At 44.9% G+C, this 20,258-nt stretch carries 20 protein-coding genes; 8 read left to right on the plus strand and 12 right to left on the minus strand.

All coding sequences use genetic code 11. The annotated features are described in order from the left end of the window. Positions 1-24 precede the first annotated feature (24 nt). Genes lysA through ACOJRU_RS00985 form a run of 4 tightly spaced genes read right to left on the minus strand, consistent with a single transcriptional unit; the run spans position 25 to position 3,087 of the window. A complete protein-coding gene (lysA, locus tag ACOJRU_RS00970; protein WP_421133204.1) occupies positions 25-1,275 on the minus strand; it encodes a diaminopimelate decarboxylase in 1,251 nt (416 codons plus the stop codon). After that, positions 1,275-1,487, minus strand: coding sequence for an LPS translocon maturation chaperone LptM (gene lptM, locus ACOJRU_RS00975; RefSeq protein WP_421133205.1), 213 nt, complete (start codon positions 1,485-1,487; stop codon positions 1,275-1,277). The genes lysA and lptM overlap by 1 nt, the downstream gene beginning before the upstream one ends. Before the next feature lie 12 nt (positions 1,488-1,499). After that, positions 1,500-2,567, minus strand: a complete 1,068-nt coding sequence (locus ACOJRU_RS00980; protein WP_421133206.1) for an MJ1255/VC2487 family glycosyltransferase — start codon at positions 2,565-2,567, stop codon at positions 1,500-1,502. 1 nt (position 2,568) lies between these two features. Beyond that, positions 2,569-3,087, minus strand: a complete 519-nt coding sequence (locus ACOJRU_RS00985) for a phosphatase PAP2 family protein (RefSeq protein ID WP_421133207.1) — start codon at positions 3,085-3,087, stop codon at positions 2,569-2,571. 337 nt (positions 3,088-3,424) lie between these two features. Between ACOJRU_RS00985 and rraA the strand changes: the two genes are divergently transcribed. Then, positions 3,425-3,910 carry a ribonuclease E activity regulator RraA gene (rraA, locus tag ACOJRU_RS00990; RefSeq protein ID WP_421133208.1) on the plus strand — a complete coding sequence of 162 codons (486 nt, stop codon included), beginning with the start codon at positions 3,425-3,427 and terminating at the stop codon, positions 3,908-3,910. Positions 3,911-3,978: 68 nt separating this feature from the next. Here the strand turns inward: rraA and ACOJRU_RS00995 are convergent, their stop codons facing one another. Genes ACOJRU_RS00995 through mpl form a run of 3 tightly spaced genes read right to left on the minus strand, consistent with a single transcriptional unit; the run spans position 3,979 to position 6,784 of the window. After that, a complete protein-coding gene (locus tag ACOJRU_RS00995) occupies positions 3,979-4,797 on the minus strand; it encodes a S1/P1 nuclease (protein WP_421133209.1) in 819 nt (272 codons plus the stop codon). Positions 4,798-4,799: 2 nt separating this feature from the next. Continuing rightward, a complete protein-coding gene (locus ACOJRU_RS01000; RefSeq protein ID WP_421133210.1) occupies positions 4,800-5,432 on the minus strand; it encodes a flavin prenyltransferase UbiX in 633 nt (210 codons plus the stop codon). Then, positions 5,429-6,784 (minus strand): UDP-N-acetylmuramate:L-alanyl-gamma-D-glutamyl-meso-diaminopimelate ligase, encoded by a 1,356-nt coding sequence (gene mpl, locus ACOJRU_RS01005; RefSeq protein ID WP_421133211.1) that lies wholly within the window; start codon positions 6,782-6,784, stop codon positions 5,429-5,431. The genes ACOJRU_RS01000 and mpl overlap by 4 nt, the downstream gene beginning before the upstream one ends. A 297-nt stretch (positions 6,785-7,081) precedes the next feature. Between mpl and ACOJRU_RS01010 the strand changes: the two genes are divergently transcribed. The 3 genes from ACOJRU_RS01010 (at position 7,082) to ACOJRU_RS01020 (ending at position 9,274) form a co-directional block, all read left to right on the plus strand. Further along, entirely contained in the window at positions 7,082-8,059 is a 978-nt protein-coding gene (locus tag ACOJRU_RS01010) for a class 1 fructose-bisphosphatase (protein WP_421133212.1), read from the plus strand. 119 nt (positions 8,060-8,178) lie between these two features. Then, entirely contained in the window at positions 8,179-8,709 is a 531-nt protein-coding gene (ppa, locus tag ACOJRU_RS01015) for an inorganic diphosphatase (RefSeq protein WP_421133213.1), read from the plus strand. 73 nt (positions 8,710-8,782) lie between these two features. After that, positions 8,783-9,274, plus strand: coding sequence for a DUF3299 domain-containing protein (locus ACOJRU_RS01020; protein WP_421133214.1), 492 nt, complete (start codon positions 8,783-8,785; stop codon positions 9,272-9,274). Between the two features lie 23 nt (positions 9,275-9,297). On the opposite strand, the gene ACOJRU_RS01025 is transcribed toward ACOJRU_RS01020, so the two are convergent. Then, positions 9,298-9,996 carry a 2OG-Fe(II) oxygenase gene (locus ACOJRU_RS01025; RefSeq protein WP_421133215.1) on the minus strand — a complete coding sequence of 233 codons (699 nt, stop codon included), beginning with the start codon at positions 9,994-9,996 and terminating at the stop codon, positions 9,298-9,300. Between the two features lie 2 nt (positions 9,997-9,998). Next, on the minus strand, positions 9,999-10,421 hold the full coding sequence (locus ACOJRU_RS01030; RefSeq protein ID WP_421133216.1) for an acyl-CoA thioesterase: 423 nt from the start codon (positions 10,419-10,421) through the stop codon (positions 9,999-10,001). Positions 10,422-10,630: 209 nt separating this feature from the next. On the opposite strand from ACOJRU_RS01030, the gene ACOJRU_RS01035 reads away from it, so the two are divergent. Continuing rightward, on the plus strand, positions 10,631-12,655 hold the full coding sequence (locus ACOJRU_RS01035) for a PAS domain S-box protein (RefSeq protein WP_421133217.1): 2,025 nt from the start codon (positions 10,631-10,633) through the stop codon (positions 12,653-12,655). Positions 12,656-12,727: 72 nt separating this feature from the next. Beyond that, the gene (locus ACOJRU_RS01040) at positions 12,728-14,227 is read left to right on the plus strand and encodes an Hsp70 family protein (protein WP_421133218.1); all 1,500 of its coding nucleotides are present in this window, start codon (positions 12,728-12,730) and stop codon (positions 14,225-14,227) included. Positions 14,228-14,246: 19 nt separating this feature from the next. Here the strand turns inward: ACOJRU_RS01040 and ACOJRU_RS01045 are convergent, their stop codons facing one another. Both ACOJRU_RS01045 and uvrA read right to left on the minus strand, forming a co-directional pair. Then, positions 14,247-14,411 (minus strand): hypothetical protein, encoded by a 165-nt coding sequence (locus ACOJRU_RS01045; RefSeq protein WP_421133219.1) that lies wholly within the window; start codon positions 14,409-14,411, stop codon positions 14,247-14,249. 144 nt (positions 14,412-14,555) lie between these two features. Next, entirely contained in the window at positions 14,556-17,381 is a 2,826-nt protein-coding gene (gene uvrA / locus ACOJRU_RS01050; RefSeq protein ID WP_421133220.1) for an excinuclease ABC subunit UvrA, read from the minus strand. A 200-nt stretch (positions 17,382-17,581) separates the two neighbouring features. Between uvrA and ACOJRU_RS01055 the strand changes: the two genes are divergently transcribed. Next, the gene (locus ACOJRU_RS01055; protein WP_421133221.1) at positions 17,582-18,940 is read left to right on the plus strand and encodes an MFS transporter; all 1,359 of its coding nucleotides are present in this window, start codon (positions 17,582-17,584) and stop codon (positions 18,938-18,940) included. A gap of 42 nt (positions 18,941-18,982) precedes the next feature. Next, positions 18,983-19,570 carry an HAD family hydrolase gene (locus ACOJRU_RS01060; RefSeq protein WP_421133222.1) on the plus strand — a complete coding sequence of 196 codons (588 nt, stop codon included), beginning with the start codon at positions 18,983-18,985 and terminating at the stop codon, positions 19,568-19,570. 18 nt (positions 19,571-19,588) lie between these two features. Here ACOJRU_RS01060 and ACOJRU_RS01065 read toward each other — a convergent pair whose 3' ends face one another. Continuing rightward, positions 19,589-20,200: a hypothetical protein gene (locus tag ACOJRU_RS01065; protein WP_421133223.1), complete on the minus strand. Its 612-nt coding sequence runs from the start codon at positions 20,198-20,200 to the stop codon at positions 19,589-19,591. Between the last annotated feature and the right edge of the window lie 58 nt (positions 20,201-20,258).

The raw sequence follows: 20,258 nt of genomic DNA on the forward strand, positions 1-20,258 counted from the left end.
ATCTTTTTATGAATTTTCTCTAGTTTACGTAAGTTTGTGCTCACCTTTCCAGAGATCTTTTAGAATTTCTCTTTCTCGAACAACAATTGTACGCGCTTTATCTACCATTATTTCAGCAGGACGGCAGCGGCTATTGTAGTTTGATGCCATGACAAAGCCATAAGCACCGGCACTTCTAACCGCTAACAAGTCATTGGGGGCGATAGCTAACTCTCGGTCTTTACCGATGAAATCACCCGTTTCACATACCGGGCCTACCACATCGTAAATACGAGGTGTTTCTTGGCTTCCCTCAGTAACCGGAATAATATTTTGCCATGCAGAGTAAAGGGCAGGGCGAAGTAAATCGTTCATTGCCGCATCAACGATAGCAAAACTCTTTTCCTCTCCTTCTTTAATAAACTCAACTTGAGTGACTAAAATACCTGCATTGGCTGCAATAGCGCGTCCGGGCTCAAGAATAAGCTTAAGTTGCTCTCGGCCTTCCATTTTCTCTGCCATTGCTTCGGCGTAGGCTTTTGGATGAGGTGGCGCTTCGTTGTTATACGTAACGCCTAAGCCGCCGCCCACATCAAGGTGCTCAATAATAATGCCACGCTCGGCAAGTTCATCAATAAGCCCAAGCAGCCGTTCAAGGGCATCAACAAATGGCCCCAATTCGGTAAGTTGAGAGCCAATATGGCAATCCATACCCACGACGTTAAGGTTAGGAAGCGATGCGGCTAACTCGTATGTGGCTAACGCACGTTCGCGAGCGATGCCAAATTTGTTCGCTTTAAGGCCTGTTGAAATATAAGGGTGAGTTTTTGCATCCACATCAGGATTAATGCGCAAAGAAATAGGAGCGCGTTTACCCAGCTCACCGGCAACGGCATTGATACGATGTAGTTCAGCTTCGGATTCAACATTAAAGCACATGATACCCTGTTCAAGTGCATAGCGGATTTCATCGGACTTTTTACCAACGCCAGAAAAAACGACTTTACTAGGGTCTCCGCCTGCTTCGATAACACGGGCAAGTTCACCACCTGAAACAATATCGAACCCAGATCCTAACTGTGCCAATGCACTCAATACTCCTAGGTTTGAATTTGCTTTCACGGCATAACAAACCAGGTGTGGGTGAGTGCCTACCGCATCATTGAATGCGTGCCAGTGGCGTTCTAGCGTAGCGCGAGAGTATATGTAGACGGGGGTACCATATGTCGCAGCAATATCAGAAACCGCGACGTCTTCAGCAAAAAGCTGACCTTGCTTATAAGCGAAAAAATCCACTAGTTTGATTCTCCAGACAGCGATGCGGGAGGCGTCTCATTATTAATAGGCTTTGCTTCAGATGACGGTGGTGTTGTTTTCTCAGGCGCGTCTGGAAGGTATAACGCACCTTTATATCCACAGCCTGACAGCATTGAAGCAATGAAGACTAAAAGAACCCAATTTTTACGCACAGAAAAACCCGCAAATGCTTGAACAAATGCCGCTATCATCGCATTGCGTGTCTAAATTGCAAGCGTCAATAATCGTTCTTGCGTTTTCTCACCATATTGAACGTGTTTCCACAAACGGTGGCATAGCGAATGGACGTCTGAAAAGTCCCCTTTTTTAAGCCATTCAATGAGTATATCTGGGTTGTCGGGAAAGGTTATCGCTTCTGTTTGTGGTGCTTCCAACCATTCTTCAACAGTATCTGTGTCAAGTTGGAAAAGGGTTTGGCAGAGGTCAAGCGAGGTAAGCGTGAGTACATTCGAAAGTTGCTCAAATTGCCCGTGCAATGGTTTTATCAGTAACTTTTTACCTAACTGTAGTGCTTCGCTAGATAATTCAAAGCCGCCATTAGCAATGACGCCATACGCGTGCTTAAGGGCTTTCTCAAATCGAGGTTTCGATGTGGGGTTAAAATGAATGTGCCCCCTTTGAGTTTGTTCAGAAATGTTGGGATGAAAACATTCAAAAGTGTGATCACTGAGCGGTTCAAGCATTTGCGTAATGTCATCAATGTCTTCAAAGGGTAAATATACCAGAACGTGACTATTACGAGGGTGGCTCGCTGGTTTCTCTGCAACAAACGGAGGAATGATGGGTTGGTTAAAGTGATACCAATGCACGCCTAACTGACATTGTGTAGGGGCATAGATTTTCATTAATACATTATCAATGATGGTGTAACCGGTTTTAGGGACATTGTAGGTGAATGCAGCTTGATGGCTAATAGAGATTGATGGCGTACCTTGTTGCTTGGCAGCCCACGCGGTTACTGGCTCAAAGTCGTTGATAAGTAAATCATAGCTGCTTGTGTCCATGTCTTTTACATCGCGATAAAACTGACGAAGCTTAGCCGTTTTGATTGTCGTTAATTTATCGACGTGCCCACGATGTGTAGCAAAGCTTAGCCCGGTTAAGGCACGATAATCGCCAAACATGTCCATATCAAAATAGCTGTCGGGCGTTCTACCAGAGAAAACAAAGTCGACATTCACATCGTGGTGACGTGCCAATGCAGATGCCATTATTCTAGCCCGCGCTATATGCCCATTTCCTGTGCCTTGCACACCGTACAAAATTTTCATATTAACCTAGTAAAGTAATGCTAAGCAGAGCAATGGTTATACCTAATCCAGTGCCTGCTAATACGTCAGAAGGATAGTGAACGCCTAACAGAATACGCGACAGCCCGATAAGTAACGCCCAGCTATAAGCTACAAGCCCGAAAGACGGATAGTAGTGCGCCACAATACTCGCCATCAACCACGCGGCAGCGGTATGCCCAGACGGTAATGAAAATTTATCTGAAGGCGTAATATGAGCGCGTAAATTAAGCAGGAAATCGCAAGGGCGAGGGCGTTTAAAATAGGTTTTCAATAGTAGGTAGATGGGGAGTTCTAGGGCATAGGCCATTAACGCAGTATAGAGAAACAGTTCGCCGTGCTGGGGCTCGAAAACCCATAACAACAAGCCAATGGCAAAGTATAAGTACCCGTCGCCTGTTTTCGACAGCCAGATAATGCTCTTGCAGTCTCTTTTTTGCGTCAGACCGTAGAGGCGATAGAAGAGGGTGACATCCCATTTATGTAACGATTTAATCAACATCGCCTATCCTCATCAAATTATGTAGAACACAGGCTAAAAGGGCTCTGTGACTAACTGGTGACAGAAAAAAGAAGAATTTTTTACAATGGCGCGATGTGCTAACAAGAAAAGCCGCGTCGGTATTCTATGATGGCAACGCCCTGTTAAGTACTAAAACTGAAACCGTTTGCGGTAAGGCGTAAGTTAGGCATAAATAGTGCCAAGAGTGTCTATTTCAGAGACGATGTATTATTCGACGAATCTATACAAAACAGCCGTTTGCAACGCATGAATTAATGCTATGCTAGGATTACGTTCAGGTGAGTTCTTCACAATCTTCAATTTTTAAGGCATGGCAATGGAATACAACACTTCCGAATTATGCGATCTATTCGCAGACAGCGTAGACGTGGTAGACCCTATTTTCGCAAGCTTCGGCGGTCGCTATTCATTTGGTGGCGAAATAACGACGATAAAATGCTTTGAAGATAGAGGGTTAATAGACCGTGTGCTCGCGCAGCCCGGTGCAGGTAAAATATTGCTCATTGATGGCGGAGGCTCAACCCGTCGTGCGTTATTCGATTCAGCATCAGCCCAGCTTGCTATCGACAACGATTGGGAAGCCATTGTGTGTTATGGCAGCGTGCGTGAAATAGACACACTGGCTGAGATGGATATCGGCGTACTCGCTGTGGCTGCTATTCCTGTAAACGCTGAAAACGAAAGCATTGGCGATATTGATGTCCCGGTAAACTTTGGCGGTGTTACCTTTTTACCCGAAGACTATCTATATGCAGACAGCACGGGAGTGATACTGTCGCCTGAACCTCTTGAGCTTGATTAATACTCGATAAATAACAAAAAGCGGAGGCCTTGGCCTCCGTTTTTTATTGTGGTGCATAAAGCGTTACATTAGTTGTGCTGAGCGTGGGCTTGCTCAAAGACATGATTTAAATACATGGCAATACGAACCCCAGCTGTTTGAAGGCGCTCTTTTACGGTTGGCAAATGATTATACAAATAGTCATAGCTCATTTTATTGGCGTCTTCTGGGTAGATGGTATCGCGTAGTGCAGTACTCTCCTGTATCCAAACAAGCGGGTCTACGCTGGCCCATTTTCGAATGTTCTTTGGCGTAATATCGTTATTTAGCCATTCGGTCCACTCGGTATACGATAAGCCACGCTGTTCAATCATCTGTGAGTCCCAAACACGGTGAAGGTTAGAGTCTTCCCAGAAAAAACGCACTTTCACATCATTACCGCCTTTGTCTTTACCATTTCCTGCATGCAGAGGTTGATGAAGATCACCAATAATATGCACAATAAAGCGCAGTGCTAAGCGCTTCTCATCCTGCGAGGCATTAGGGCTGGTTAGTGTTTCGGTATAGCGTGTCAGTGCTGTCATAGCGTCCCCTTGTTTCGGGGCACCTACATCGTGATAATGTTTGCCTTCTGGCACCGTCACGTAATGCCACGGAGAAGCGGTTCTTTGCCAAAATTCACTGGGGTCTGAACGCATTTCATCAGCATACGTAGACGCTTGCGCTAAATTGCTCGTAGGTAAGAGTTCGCTCACTGCTGCATAACTTAATGGGCTAAGGTATTGCTGCGCTATTGCACCGGTAATGCGGTGGCCGGTTTGCCCCCACCCGAAAGCAGGTGAAGTGATAAACAACGTAAGTAGTGTGCTAAGTGCAACGGCTAACGTCCTATTTGTATACGCTGACATGGTTAGTCCTCTTTATGTTTCGATGTTTGATAACCCCAACGGGCCACCAATGATTGCTCTACGCCCAAATGGTCTAATATTCTCGCAACAACGAAGTCGACCAAGTCAGCAATGGTTTTAGGGTTATGATAAAAGCCAGGGGCCGCCGGCATAATAGTGGCGCCCATTTGTGACAGTTTTAACATGTTTTCTAAATGAATAGATGATAAAGGCATTTCTCGGGGCACCAGTATAAGTTGCCCTCGCTCTTTCAATACCACATCAGCGGCGCGCTCAATTAAATTGTCACTGGCGCCAACAGCAATAGAAGATAGCGTACCCGTTGAGCAAGGGCACACGACCATTTTAGCTGGTGCCGCCGAGCCTGATGCCACAGGAGAAAACCATTCTTCTTTACCAAATACTTTAATTTGTTCTGGTTTGGCACGGCAGTGCTCAGTAAAGAAAGCAGCGGCATCTTCCGGGCGAGCAGGAATTTTTACGTCTTCTTCAGTGGCAAACACCACTTTCGCCGCTGAAGAAATCAGGACATAAACTTGAAAGTCGGCCTTAACGAGCGATGCCAATAACGACAAGGCATAAGGTGCGCCAGATGCACCGGTAATAGCAAGAGTAACTTGCTTATCGTGTTTCATGAATGAACCTCGGTTAACGCATTAAGCATGCGAGCGTGAATACCATCAAAACCACCATTACTCATAATGAGAATATGATCGCCTCGCTCTGCTACGCGGCTGACAATAGATACGATCGTTTCTACGTCATCAAAACATTGTGTTGGGGTTTCACTCTGTGCTGCAATATCGCGAAGCGACCAGTCCATGTTCGCAGGCTCGAAGAGGTAAACCGCGTCTGCTTTTTGCCAAGACTGTGCAAGCGTTGACTTGTGAACACCCATTTTCATTGTATTTGAACGCGGCTCTAAAATAGCATGAATCTTGCCATTGCCTACCTTTTTACGAAGACCATCTAGGGTGGTGGCGATAGCGGTAGGGTGGTGAGCAAAGTCATCATAAACAGTGATATTGTTCACTGCGCCTTTTACTTCCATTCGCCGTTTTACATTTTTAAATAAAGAGAGTGCAGCAATGGCGTCTTTTAGCGTAACGCCTGCATGATGGGCAGCGGCTATCGCCATAAGGCCATTATCAACATTATGCTGACCCAGTAGCGGCCACGTTACTTCACCCACGTCTTCACCGTAATGCAAAACGGTAAACCTACTGCCATCTTGCTCAATAAGAGAAGCAGCCCATTCTTTGCCTAATGACTGACGTGATGACCAACATCCTCTGTTTATCGTGTCTTCTATTGCCTCAGTGCGTTCGGGCGTAAGTATGAGCCCGTTTGCAGGTACCATTCTAATGAGGTGATGGAACTGTGTTTGAATAGCATCAAGGTTGGTGAAAATATCCGCGTGATCAAATTCTAAGTTGTTAATTACCAATGTCTTGGGACGGTAATGAACGAATTTTGAGCGCTTATCGAAAAATGCACTGTCGTACTCATCTGCTTCAATGACAAAAAAGGGGCTATCACCAATGCGAGCAGATACCCCGAAGTTCTCAGGCACGCCGCCAATGAGATACCCAGGGTTTAACCCTGCATAATCTAAAATCCATGCAACCATGCTGCTTGTTGTTGTTTTACCATGGGTGCCAGATACGCCTATTACCCATCTATCTTTAAGCAGGTTATCAAGAAGCCACTGCGGGCCGCTTGTGTAAGGCAAATTTCGGTTTAACACGTATTCAACGGCAGGATTGCCACGAGACATGGCATTTCCTATTACTACAATATCTGGCGCTGGCTCGAATTGAGCGGTGTTATAACCTTCGGTAAGCTCGATACCTAATGCTTCTAACTGCGTACTCATGGGGGGATAAACGTTATTATCTGAGCCGGTAACGGTATGGCCTAATGCTTTTGCGATGGCGGCGATACCGCCCATGAAGCTGCCACAAATACCTAGAATATGTACATGCATAGCGCGTTCTCGTTATTACTGCATAGTATTAATACGTACTTTATCAGAACCTTAAAGCAGGGGGATAATGCAATTTCATATTTGCGGCCTTTCTGAGGCGATAAGCGCTAAAAACTACTCAGACACTGGTAGGTTGAGTGATTATCCACCTATCCCTATGTTTCACTTCGTCGCGAACACGGTTACAATCGTCAAAGCAAAAAAAAATTGCTAGGTTATTTAGATAAATAGAACGCGGTATGGAAAATCGCCCGGGTAAATAACCACACCCTACACACTTTAAAAGGCTTACAATCAATGAAACGCTTAAACTCGCAATTGCAACAAGACGGGGCTCCGCTTGAGCTTATTCTTTTAATAAGAACGTTATTGGCCGGCTGTAAAGAAATCTCTTTCCGCGTCAGCCAAGGCGCGCTTGCAGGCGTATTGGGTTCAACCCTTTCGGAAAACGTTCAAGGCGAAACGCAGAAAAAACTTGATGTCATTTCTAATCAAATTTTAAAAGATACATTGAGAGAGTCTGGCTACGTTAAAGCAATATCTTCTGAAGAAGAAGATGACGTTGTACCATGCAACCCAGAAGGTAACTATTTAGTAAGTTTCGATCCGCTTGATGGCTCATCGAATACAGAAATTAATAGCTTAATAGGCACAATCTTCTCTATTACTCACGCACCGCAGTGGATGAAACCCGACGACCCTTCAGCATTTTTACAACCGGGTACACAGATTGTGGCAGCAGGCTATGTGCTGTACGGGCCCTCAACAATGTTGGCGCTAACAACGGGACGAGGCACGCACATTTATACCCTTGATAAAACCCATGGCGGCTTCTTACTTACTCACCCCAATGTGAAAGTACCTGAAGCTACCTCTGAGTTTTCTATTAACGCGTCTAATCAGCGTCACTGGGAACCGCCCATGCAAGCGTATATCTCCGATCTGTTGGCAGGTGAAGAAGGCCCACGTGGTAAAAACTTTAACATGCGATGGGTTGCCGCAATGGTTGGCGATATTCACCGTCTTTTGTGCCGAGGCGGAATTTTTATGTATCCATTTGATAAGCGTAATCCGTCTATGCCGGGTAAGCTGCGTTTACTTTACGAAGCAAACCCAATGGCTTTTTTAATGGAGCAAGCAGGTGGTTTAGCCAATACCGGCGCAGGAAGAATTTTGGAAGTCATGCCAGAAGAAATTCACCAACGCGTGCCTGTGCTGATTGGCTCTAAAGACGAAATTGAGGCCTGCTTAAGCTATTACAGCCAAAGCGAGTAACGAAAAAGCGGCAAAATTAGACAGATTAATGCGACATCGGTCGTAAACCGTTTTTATTTTGCCGCGGTCACCGTATACTTACGGGCAAATTTTTTACCTATTACCGAAAGGACTGAACAATGAGCTTAAACGCTGTTCCTGCGGGCAAGAATTTGCCTGAAGAAGTGAATGTAATTATCGAAATTCCAGCACATGCTGACCCAGTAAAATACGAAGTGGATAAAGATACTGGCGCAGTATTTGTCGATCGCTTTATGGCAACTTGCATGCACTACCCAACTAACTACGGTTATGTAAATAACACGTTGTCAGAAGATGGTGACCCGGTTGATGTACTTGTTATGACTCCGTTCCCACTGCTTGCTGGCTCAGTTATCAAATGTCGTCCAGTTGGCGTGCTAAATATGACTGATGAGTCTGGTAAAGACGCTAAAGTATTAGCGGTTCCAGCTGACAAGCTTTCTACCATCTACCGTGACGTTAAAGAAATCTCTGACGTACCTCCATTGCTTCTTAAGCAAATTGAGCATTTCTTTGAACATTACAAAGATCTTGAGCCAGAAAAGTGGGTTAAGATTGACGGCTGGGCAGACGCAGCAGCAGCAAAAGCTGAAATCGTCTCAAGTGTTGCGCGTTTCGAAGCAGAATAATTCACGCTTCACGTTATTGATGTTAGAAAGGGCTCGAGAAAAACGAGCCCTTTTTTATTACATTGGAAGAATTATGAAAACGTCTATGGTTAGCATGTTCACGCACGTGTTTGCTTTTCTTGCGTTACTGATAGTGCCAATAGCAGTATCAGCAAGCGACACGCCCGTTGAAGTGTATTGGGAAGACTTAGTCCCTGAAGGGTTTAACGAATTAGCGCCGCCAGCGGTGCAGCACAATGGTGAAATGAGCCAACTGCAGCCTGATGCACCGGTCGTTAACGCTTATGATGGCAAGCGAGTTAAAATCCCCGGCTTTGTTGTACCGCTTGAGGGTACAGCAGCAAGCACGACCGAGTTTTTACTTGTTCCTTATTTTGGTGCGTGTATCCATGTTCCGCCGCCGGCATCGAATCAAATTGTCTACGTAAAATTTGAAGACGGTGTAGAGATAGACAATATGTATGACGCTATTTGGGTCACTGGAATATTGTCAACGGAAGGGTGGAAGGGCGATATTGCTTCGGTAGGTTATCGCTTGAAAGGTGAAGCGGTAGAGGGGTTTTAACCCTCTACCTAACAGCAATGTCATCACCCTTGTGTGTATATTTGTTCTGCACGGTTAAACAGTAGCCACGACGTAACAATGTATTTGTCGTTACTTTTCGGAATTTGCCCGCGGTGTGTATGGGTAAAATACGCTGGCGCAATGACCATTCTCCCCGCTTTAGGTTTTACCGCTTTGTCTTGGTAATAAAACTCGGTTTCTCCGCCGTTATCGACATCATTGAGATAGTACATAAACAGCAATACGCGGTGTAGTGCATCGTTGTGCTGCATTTGAGGGTATACCTCAGAATGCCAATACGGGTAGCCGCCACTTTCTGCGGTGTAGCGCTGCGCATTAACGTCGCCTACGCGAAAAAGGTAATTGACCAAATTGACTAGGTTTGGCTTTCCAACCTCTTCAAAGTTGTCGCCGGTAAGCTTAACGGGCTCTCCGGTTTTGGGGTGCTTAACCGTGAGCCCGATAGGGCCGATTAACGCATAAAAATATTTTTCGATGTACTTTACTAATTGAGGGCCAGTGGCTTGCATGACTTGTTGAAAAAGGTCACTAAACTCTTTATTTTGGCTGATTGATACGTCGGTACTACGCTTCTTATCTAAGTCTACTCCACCGCCTGTTCGCCCCTGGGAAAGATTTGGACTTTGCTCAAACCTATCGATAAGCGCTGAACATAATTCAGGCGGTAATACATCATCTATCACTTCTATAAAATTTTGCATAATTACGACTTACTATCTATGGCTTTGTAGTGTGATTGCAATGTTGCTTTAACCGAGTCCGGAATGGCCGCAGAACGCTGTGTTGCATAGTCAAAGTGCACCATAGTGGTAATGCCAGTAGCGCACAGGATATTGTCTTGCCAAAGCTCTTGATAGACATCAAATGCGCTGTTTCCCAAGCGACTAATAAATGTTTGAACGGTGACGGGCTTTCCGTAAAAAATTTGCGCTAAAAAATCGACCTTATAACTGGCCAGTATGAGCGGCCAGTTTTGTAAATCAAGCGTAGGCGTAAACATACGAAAAATAGGTTCTCTGGCGGCTTCAAACCAAGCGACAAGGGCTGTATTGCTAACGTGTTGTAGGGCATCGGTTTCGCAAAAACGCACGTCGAAAGACGTAGATAAGGGCGTGTTTTTTGACATAAAATTTGCGCTCTTTGATTCTTATTTTTATTCACTCTAGCATGGAGAGCCACAGTTTTCAGCAGTCGCCTTGAAGCAAAAAAGTTTTTACGTATCAAAAAAATGACGATTACCTTAGGCATTCTAAAACTTAAATGAAAACCGTCTTGGTGTTTAATAGCCTTATTGTCTATCTTTAAAACAGATGACTTTTTACAAAGTGAATACGGTTGTTTCAAATCAAAGGGGATGTCGACCCTCGCCCATTACTACTAAGTAACAGCTCTGCTCAAGAAGAAATAAGCATTTTGCGCGCGATGCTTGAGCGAATTAACGATGGCGTATGTATCATTAATCAGAGCTATCAGCTTGTAACCTTCAATCACGCATTTATGTCTATGCTTGGGTATACCAACGAAGAGATGTATTCGTTGTGCATATGGGACTTCGACAATACCTTGAACGAGCAAAAGGTGCGAGACACGTACCCTAACTTCGCTACCACTCAGGCAACGTTTCAAACAGTACATAAAAAAAAGAATAACGACACATACATTGCAGAAGTCACGGCGGCTGGTACGAATGTATTGGGCGAGAGTATGGTGTTGTGTATCGTAAGAGATGTTACCGAGCAAGAAGTGTTAAAGAACTCACTGCTAGAATTCAAAAGTACCGTTGATAAAGCCAGTGATTGCGTATTCATGTTTGACCCTCACACCTTATTATTCACCTATGTAAATGAGGGCGCACTGCAACATGTAGGCTATACCAGTGACGCGCTCTATAACATGCACCCTTTTGACATAAAACCCGATTTTGACAGAGAAGCATTTACGCAGCTTATTCAGCCGCTGCTTAAACACCGTAAACCGTCCCTCAAATTTAAAACTATTCATAGACACAAAAAGGGGCACGATATCAATGTAAGTATTAACTTGCAGTTGGTTGAATCTGAATTTGGCGCTGCAAAATTTATTGCCATCGTGCATGACATAACGGAAGAAACCAAACTTAAGACATTACTTGAAAGCAATAAAGAGGCGCTTGAGAAAGAGGTAGTGAACCGTACGCAACAATTGGTTGAAGCAAAAGAAAAAGCAGAAAGTGCAAACAGGGCAAAAAGTCGTTTCTTGGCTAATATGTCCCATGAGATAAGAACACCAATAACGTCTATTTTAGGCTTTTCAGACCTTTTAAAACGAGACACGCTCAGTCCGTCACAGCAACAAGCCATTGAAAAAATCAGCACAGCGAGTGAGCACCTTTTAGGGTTGCTGAGTTCAGTGCTCGATATGTCGAAAATTGAGTCAGGCACCTATGAACTGAAAGCGCAGACGGTTGATATAGAGAAGCTGATTAATGAAGCCATAGTGCTTAACGAAGAAAGATTAGCGTCAAAAGGCTTACGCATTAGCGTTGAACTACCTCAGACGCGTTCTACTTATATAGGTGATATAACCGCCCTCCAGCAAGGGTTAATAAATTATATCTCTAATGCGGTGAAATATACTGAAGAGGGGAGCGTTATTGTTCGTGCCTCAATTATTCATCAGTATGCAAAAAAAGATGCGTTACGTTTTGAGGTGGAAGATACCGGTATTGGTATAGATGCATCGGCAATGGAGAAGATATTTGAGCCTTTTGAGCAAGCAGATACAAGCTTTGGCCGACAATATGGTGGCATTGGCGTAGGGCTGTCAATTACAAAAGAAATAGCGGCGTTTTATCAGGGCGAGGCCGGTGTAAAAAGCACATTGGGTAAAGGCAGTACGTTTTGGTTTACGTGCCTACTAGAGAGAAACGAGCAACGAGAAGCGAACGACGATAAAGCGCTAAATAGCGCATCATTGCTAACGCATTTGCATACCCATTGTGCAGATAAAAACGTTTTGGTGGTTGATGATGAAAAATATAACCTGGCGCTGTTAGAGCAAATACTTGTTGATGTTGCCCAGTTAACAGTAAGTACGGCATCAAATGGTAAGGAAGCGATTGCAATGGCTCAAGAGCAATCTTTCGATATGGTACTTATGGATATTCAAATGCCTATCATGGACGGAATTGAAGCAACAAAGGCAATACGAGACTTTGTGGGAAAAGATGCCCTTCCCATTATTGCGTTAACCGGTAATATCTTTTTAGACGTGAACGCCGACGAGTTTGGATGTTTATTTAACGACATTATCTCGAAGCCATTTAAGGTAGACGAGTTACTGGCAAAGGTATCAACGCTTCTTACCGCTAATTTACAATAGCGTTAAGGAAAGTGTGAATCGTTTACCGTTTTACATTACAATCTCCGTCAAAATTCAATGTAAAACGATACCATGACTGCGATAGGGATAGATTACGGCACCTCAAATTCTGAAGTGGTGTATTTTGATGGTGCTACGCACCAACATATAAAGCTCGACCCACTTGTTGACGCGAGTAATAAGATACGGTCCTCTGTATTCATTTATTTTGAAGATGAACTTCCCCCTCCACCTGATGCAATGGTTGAGGCTAAAGTTGCCCAGCTTCAGCGCATAATTAATGAACAGTTAGAGAAAGCGAAGCAGGGCTATTACGCTGCTAAAGACCCAAAAGAGCAGACGCTTTACAGCAACCGTATTGATGATTTGCGTGGGGAATTTCACAATCGCCCTGCACTACAGCGCAAGGCTATAGCTCAGCTTATTCACGCCATGTCCCTTGATGAAATCCCCCTATTGCGATTAGTAGAAACGGGTAAATTTGCATTTGGTGAAGAAGGCTTTCGTCGTTTCTTAAAAATGCCAGACAAAGGCAGATTAATTTACTCTCCGAAAAACTTTTTAGGTGCGTCGTTAGACGACGATCAAAAGAAAGCGTTCGTCGGTATTATTGGAAAGCAGCTTGCCTATTTTAAAGCGTGTGCAGAACGACAATTAGAAACCACCGTTGACGCCGCAGTGATTGGAAGGCCCGTGAAGTTTCACGGCACACGAGGTGAGGCGGGTAATGCGCAAGCCTTACAGATTATGCAAGACGCAGCAAGCGATGCTGGCTTTAGAGCCGTAAGCTTTCTAGAAGAGCCTATTGCAGCCGCGTACAAAATTGAGCAAACCCTGTCAGAAGAAACTACCGCGCTAATTGTTGATATTGGCGGTGGCACCACAGATATTTGTTGTATTAACTTGGCTGCTGAGCGAAACAACCAGTTAAATCGTAATCAAGACGTACTGTCGGTCACGGGACGACGTTTAGGTGGCATGGACTGTGACAAAAGTTTGGTGATGAAAGCATTAGCACCAGAAATGGGGCTTGGCCTCAAAATGACGAATGGTCTGCCTGTGCCTCCCACCTACTTTTCAGATATGTGTGCCGTTGACAATATTCCTGCCTTAACGCGGTTCTTTTCAGATGACTATGGCCTCGATATTGCGCAAACGAAATCTATTACATCATCGCCTGAACAGTTAGACCGATTACTTATTGTGCAAGAAAATAAGCTGTCAGCGCGCGTCGTTAATTCAGCGCGTATGGCGAAAGAGCTGCTATCGACCAAAGAAACAATCATGCTTCCTCTTCATTATATTGAACAAGGTTTCGATGTGAAGATTACTCAAGCGGTCTTTGAGCAATCGATTCAGCCCTGGTTGAGTAAGGTAAAAGCATTGGTGGTAGAGTGTTTGGAAAAAACGTCTCAGCAACCTGAGGTAGTTATGATTACGGGGGGAATGAGTTTATCCCCCATCGTCATAGACGCGCTTTATGAAACGCTGTTAACGGGCCTACCAAAACTTGAGAACGATGCATTCAACTCGGTGTGTGAAGGGCTCGCTATACAAGCCTTTAAGTTTTAGTAAGCGTAGCACCGCCGTTTTAGTTGAGAATATTATTCTTTTTTAAGTAAATAAGTATGGCTTCAGGCGTACCAAATGCGTTTAGCAGCATTTGCTGTGCTCTGGCTTTAACGGCATTATCTTCGGATGAAGACAATAGGTGATACCACGTTTTCACTAATGTAATGGGTGGCGCTTGATTCATTTACTGCTCCCGTTATTCGGTCAAAATTGTGCGCGCTTACATTCTAACCTACTGTGTTTAAAAACAAGCTCTGACCAGATGAATGGAAGTAAAAAAACGCGCTGTAGTAAGCGCGTTTTTTATACCCATGAAAAGCAGTTTACGTTATGGCAGCATATCTTTCAGGAACCGCCCAGTGTGCGAAACGGCTTGTTTCGCAATGTGCTCAGGCGTGCCTTCTGCAATAATTTGACCGCCTCCTGAACCACCCTCTGGCCCTAAGTCAATAACCCAGTCAGCCGTTTTGACCACATCAAGGTTGTGTTCAATAACCACTACCGTGTTTCCATGGTCACGAAGGCGGTGCAGTACTGCTAATAACTGTTTGATATCATGAAAGTGAAGACCGGTCGTGGGTTCATCAAGAATATACAGCGTTTGGCCCGTATCGCGCTTAGACAACTCTTTTGCGAGTTTAACACGTTGGGCTTCACCCCCTGATAGCGTGGTTGCCGCTTGTCCTAATCGAATGTATGACAAGCCTACGTCCATAAGGGTTTGAAGTTTACGAGCGATAGCCGGAATAGCGTCGAAGAACTGTCGCGCATCTTCCACCGTCATCTCTAACACTTCGTGGATATTTTTGTCTTTGTATTTTATTTCGAGCGTTTCACGGTTGTAGCGTTTGCCTTTACACACGTCGCACGGCACATAAACGTCAGGTAAAAAGTGCATTTCTACTTTAATAACGCCGTCGCCTTGACAGGCTTCGCATCGACCGCCTTTAACGTTAAAACTAAAACGTCCTGGTTTATAACCTCGCGAGCGAGACTCTTGTGTACCTGCGAACATTTCTCGTATTGGCGTGAAAATGCCAGCATAAGTTGCAGGATTAGAGCGCGGGGTTCTCCCTATCGGACTTTGGTCTATATCAACGACTTTATCGAGTTGATCTAGCCCTGTCATGCTTTCATAAGGTGCAGGTTCCGACGTTGTCGCCTTGTTTAGCTCTGTTTGTGCAATCTTATAAAATGTATCGTTGATGAGTGTCGATTTACCTGAACCAGAAACACCGGTTACGCATGTCATTACGCCAGTAGGGACACGAAGGTTGACTGACTTCAGGTTATTACCTGTCGCGCCTTTCAGCTCAAGCCATTTGTCGTCTTTAACGGCATTTCGCTCGGCAGGAATATCTATTTTTTCCCGGCCTGAGAGGTATTTACCAGTAAGCGAGTGCTCACTGTTTTTAATGTCATCTAGTGAGCCTTCGGCGATAATTTCACCACCATGTACCCCAGCACCAGGGCCAATGTCTACAATGTAATCCGCTTCTCGAATAGCATCTTCGTCATGCTCTACTACCAATACCGTGTTGCCCAGGTCACGTAAGTGCCTGAGTGTTTTAAGTAAGCGTTCGTTGTCGCGTTGATGCAGCCCTATGGACGGCTCATCGAGCACATACATTACGCCTACCAAGCCGGCGCCAATTTGACTGGCCAAACGAATGCGCTGCGCTTCGCCGCCTGATAGTGTATCTGCACTGCGAGACATACTTAAGTAGTTAAGCCCAACATTCACTAAAAAGCGTAAGCGGTCCAAAATTTCTTTTAAGATCTTCTCTGCGATTTGCGCTTTTTGCCCTGATAAATCTAAGGTTTCAAAAAAATCGTAAGCATCAGAAATAGACATCTCAGCAATGGCTGGCAAGGTGGTTTCTTGAATAAACACATTGCGAGCTTCAATACGAAGTCGCGCACCGTTACAGCTATTACAATGCTGCTGACTTAAGTACTTGGATAGTTCATCGCGCACCGCATTTGACTCGGTTTCACGATAACGACGCTCCATATTCGGGATGATCCCTTCAAACGGATGTTTGCGCTCCATGATGTCACCGCGTTCATTAATATATTTAAACGACAGTGATTTACCTTTTGAGCCATAAAGTACGATGTCTTTATTGGCATCAGTGAGCGATGCAAATGGCTTGGTTAGGTCGAAATCATAATGGTCAGCAACGGCTTGCAGCATTTGAAAATAGTAATAGCTACGTTTATCCCATCCGCGAATGGCACCGCCAGAGAGGCTTAATTCGTCATTGCCCACAACCCGTGTCGGGTCGAAAAACTGACGCGTTCCTAACCCATCACAAGTCGGACATGCGCCTGCAGGGTTATTGAACGAAAATAAGCGCGGCTCAAGCTCGCTGATACTGTAACCACAGTGTGGACATGCGAAGTTGGCAGAGAAAATAATTTCTTCTGCGTCTTTATCATCCATATCAGCAACAACGGCATTTCCGCCCGCCAAGCCCAATGCAGTTTCAAATGATTCTGATAGACGTAACGCCATATCATCACGGACTTTAAAACGGTCAACTACCACTTCAATGGTGTGCTTCTTGTGAAGGTCTAGGGGAGGGGGATCGGATAAATCACACACCTCGCCATCAATACGCGCGCGTATGAAACCTTGAGCAGATAAGTTTTGAAGCGTCTTAACATGCTCACCCTTTCGCTCTTTTACGATAGGCGCAAGAAGCATCAACTTACTGCCTTCGGGCATACCCAATACTTTATCGACCATTTGACTTACGGTTTGTGCATCAAGAGGCACATCGTGATCGGGGCAACGTGGGGTGCCAACGCGGGCAAACATTAAGCGCAGGTAATCGTAAATCTCAGTGATTGTACCCACCGTCGAGCGTGGGTTATGTGATGTTGATTTTTGTTCAATCGATATCGCAGGGGAAAGCCCCTCGATGTGATCAACATCAGGCTTTTCCATCATGGAAAGAAACTGTCTAGCATAAGCCGACAGTGACTCAACATAGCGACGTTGGCCTTCTGCATATAAGGTATCGAATGCGAGAGACGATTTACCAGAGCCAGACAGCCCTGTAATCACCACCAATTTGTCTCGTGGCAGTGTTAAATCGATATTTTTTAAGTTGTGGGTGCGGGCACCGCGTATTTCGATTTTATCCATTGAAGCCTAGATGAGAGAAAAAAGAATCAGTATGCCATAGTCGTCAAGTAAAGTGATATGACAATGCTAGTAGAACTTATACTGAGCCACGTATGATGGGATCAACTTACGATTGTTTTAATCGAATATTGGAATCGTGGGTATAAGACCTTATTATGCTAAACTTCGCGCCCAACGTGCCAAAGAGGAACTCTTAAGGTTTGAACGCTTTTGAATTGCGCGCCGCACTGGCGCTAGCATCGGTTTATGTATTGCGCATGATGGGTCTCTTTATGGTGATGCCCGTGTTGGCTATTGCTGCAATGGATTACCCTGATTACTCGCCCATGATGGTGGGCTTGGCGGTGGGCGGTTACGGCCTCACTCAAGCTGCGTTGCAAATTCCCATGGGGATGATGTCAGACAAATGGGGGCGCAAACCGGTAATTCTTTTCGGCCTGGCTGTGTTTGCAGGCGGTAGCTTCATTGCAGCGCATGCAGACAGTATGGCTATGTTAGTGGTTGGACGCATTCTGCAAGGTGCAGGTGCAATTGCAGGTGCTGTGATGGCGCTAGCGACAGACGTAAGTCGAGAAAGCCAGCGAGCAAAAGTACTCGCCATCATTGGTGTAGCAATTGGACTTTCTTTTTATTTGGCCGTGCTGCTCGGGCCGATTATCGCTAATCGAGCGGGCCTAGCAGGCATATTCGCTATAACCGGTATACTCGCGTTGCTTTGTATGCCACTTGTAAAATGGGTTGTGCCTAATGGCGAGCCATTAAGTAGCGGAGAAACGTTACCGCAAAAAGGCCAAGTTAAGCGCCTAATTATGTCGTCTCAACTATGGCGCTTAAATGTAGGTGTCATGATCCTCCATATGCTTATAACATTGTTGTTTGTGCAGCTACCCGTTACATTGCTTGGCTTAGGTATGCGCCTTGAAACACACTGGACCGTGTATTTGCCGGTGCTAGGTTTGTCTGTTCTTGGGTTAATTGTGATGATGGGGATCGCACGAGGACGAACACCTAAATCTTTCTTATTATTTGGCGTTACGATGATGGGGAGCGCTTTTCTCCTGCTTACACTGTCGAATGGTAATGTATGGTTATTAACCGCCGCTGTCGTATTATTTTTTACTGGCTTTAATTATCTAGAGGCTAACTTTCCTGCTTTAGTGTCTAGTATTGCGCCGCCTGGAGAGAAGGGCACTGCGATGGGTATCTACGCCAGTTTTCAATTTTTCGGTGCATTTCTAGGCGGTATGCTTTCAGGCATTATTACCGATGTTTGGACGCCTGAATATGCTTACTTGGTTGGGGCTATTAGTACAGTGTTATGGCTACTTGTGCTGTTTGGATTAAAAGAAGTCAGCAAGGTCAAGCGGGTAATGATGAATACGTCGTTTGACCGCCGGCATACTACAACGGTATCAAGTAAGCAGCTTGAGCATAGTTTATTGCAAGTTGACGGCGTTATTGAAGCGTCGATGACCAATAACAAGGATGCGGTCTATTTGAAAGTAAATCGCGACTTCGACCCCGTGCAGGCGAGAAAAGTATTGGATACTGCCGGCTAACGACGCAAACCAGTAAACCTCACTTAAAGAAAGGAAACGCCAATGTTAGATTTAACCGCGTTTGGTGCGATCATTTTTGACATGGATGGCACATTAATCGATTCGATGGGCATTCATATCAAAGCGTGGGAGGCAACATGCCAGCACTTTGGTTACCCATTTGATGCTGATTACCAATACGGTTTAGGCGGCGTTCCTAGTGTGCAAACGGCAATATTGATGAATGCTAAGTACGGGAAAGATGATGACCCTTTCGAGGTAGCTGCATATAAGCAGAACGTATTTGAAAGGCTCGACCATATTCCGCCGCTTATCAGCGACACCTTTGATATTTTTGAGCACTATAAAAATACATTGCCTATCGCGGTGGGCACTGGGGCCGATAAGCAGCATGCAACGTGGTTATTGTCACATTACGGGATACTAGAACAACTAGGGGCCTTGGTCACCGCCGATGATGTTACGCAAGGAAAGCCACATCCGGAAACGTTCTTAAAAGCAGCAGAGCAATTGCAGGTTACGCCACAACAGTGTGTCGTTTTTGAAGATACCGAAATGGGCCGCAAAGCCGCTATTAGTGCAGGCATGCAGTGTATTATGGTCGTTAATACAAAAGTGCAATTACCCTAATTCGCATGTATCGCTTAATCACGTTACTGATGTGGCCTTTGCGTCACAATTATGCAAGATACTGCGCTTGATCCGCATTGCGGCACTCTTTACCGCTGCTGACACTGCGTTACCGATAACGGTGTTCGCATCATCACCATTGGTTTTAACGCTTTTACCTTTGTAAATTGCTTGGGGTGAATAGTCGCTTGAAACGCTGGGTCTGTATTGAGCGCCCAGAACAACGGTAGCGACAATGCTTTCCCCTAATGTTTTAACAAATACACGCTGTAGCTCAATTTTAACGCTATGTTGAGAAGGGGTGTCCCCGCTGACATTCATGCTATCTAAACGCGATGTTAGTAAATCAAGAACGGGTGTGTCACTGGCCGTATCAGATGTGAAGAAGGTTACTTTGTTTTGTCGAGTATCGCGTAAGGATGCGAGATGAAGGGGGCATTCCTCTGCACGTTGGATAGAGGCCTTATGTGCTTTTCGGTTTTGCTCAGGAATAAGCGACGTCGATAGCTCTGGTGTCGATTCACAACCTGTTAAAATTGATAGCGCGGCAACACTCCCTACGACGTAGGATAAAGCAGTCAGTTTTTTCACAAAATTTACGCCAAGTTTGTCGAGGTAATGTACACTCATTAGTAGCATCAGAGTATAAAACGATTGTAATAGTTTCAATATCCTGTTTTTGTGACAA

It is taken from the genome of Alteromonas algae, from assembly GCF_049117195.1.
Lineage (GTDB): Bacteria > Pseudomonadota > Gammaproteobacteria > Enterobacterales > Alteromonadaceae > Alteromonas.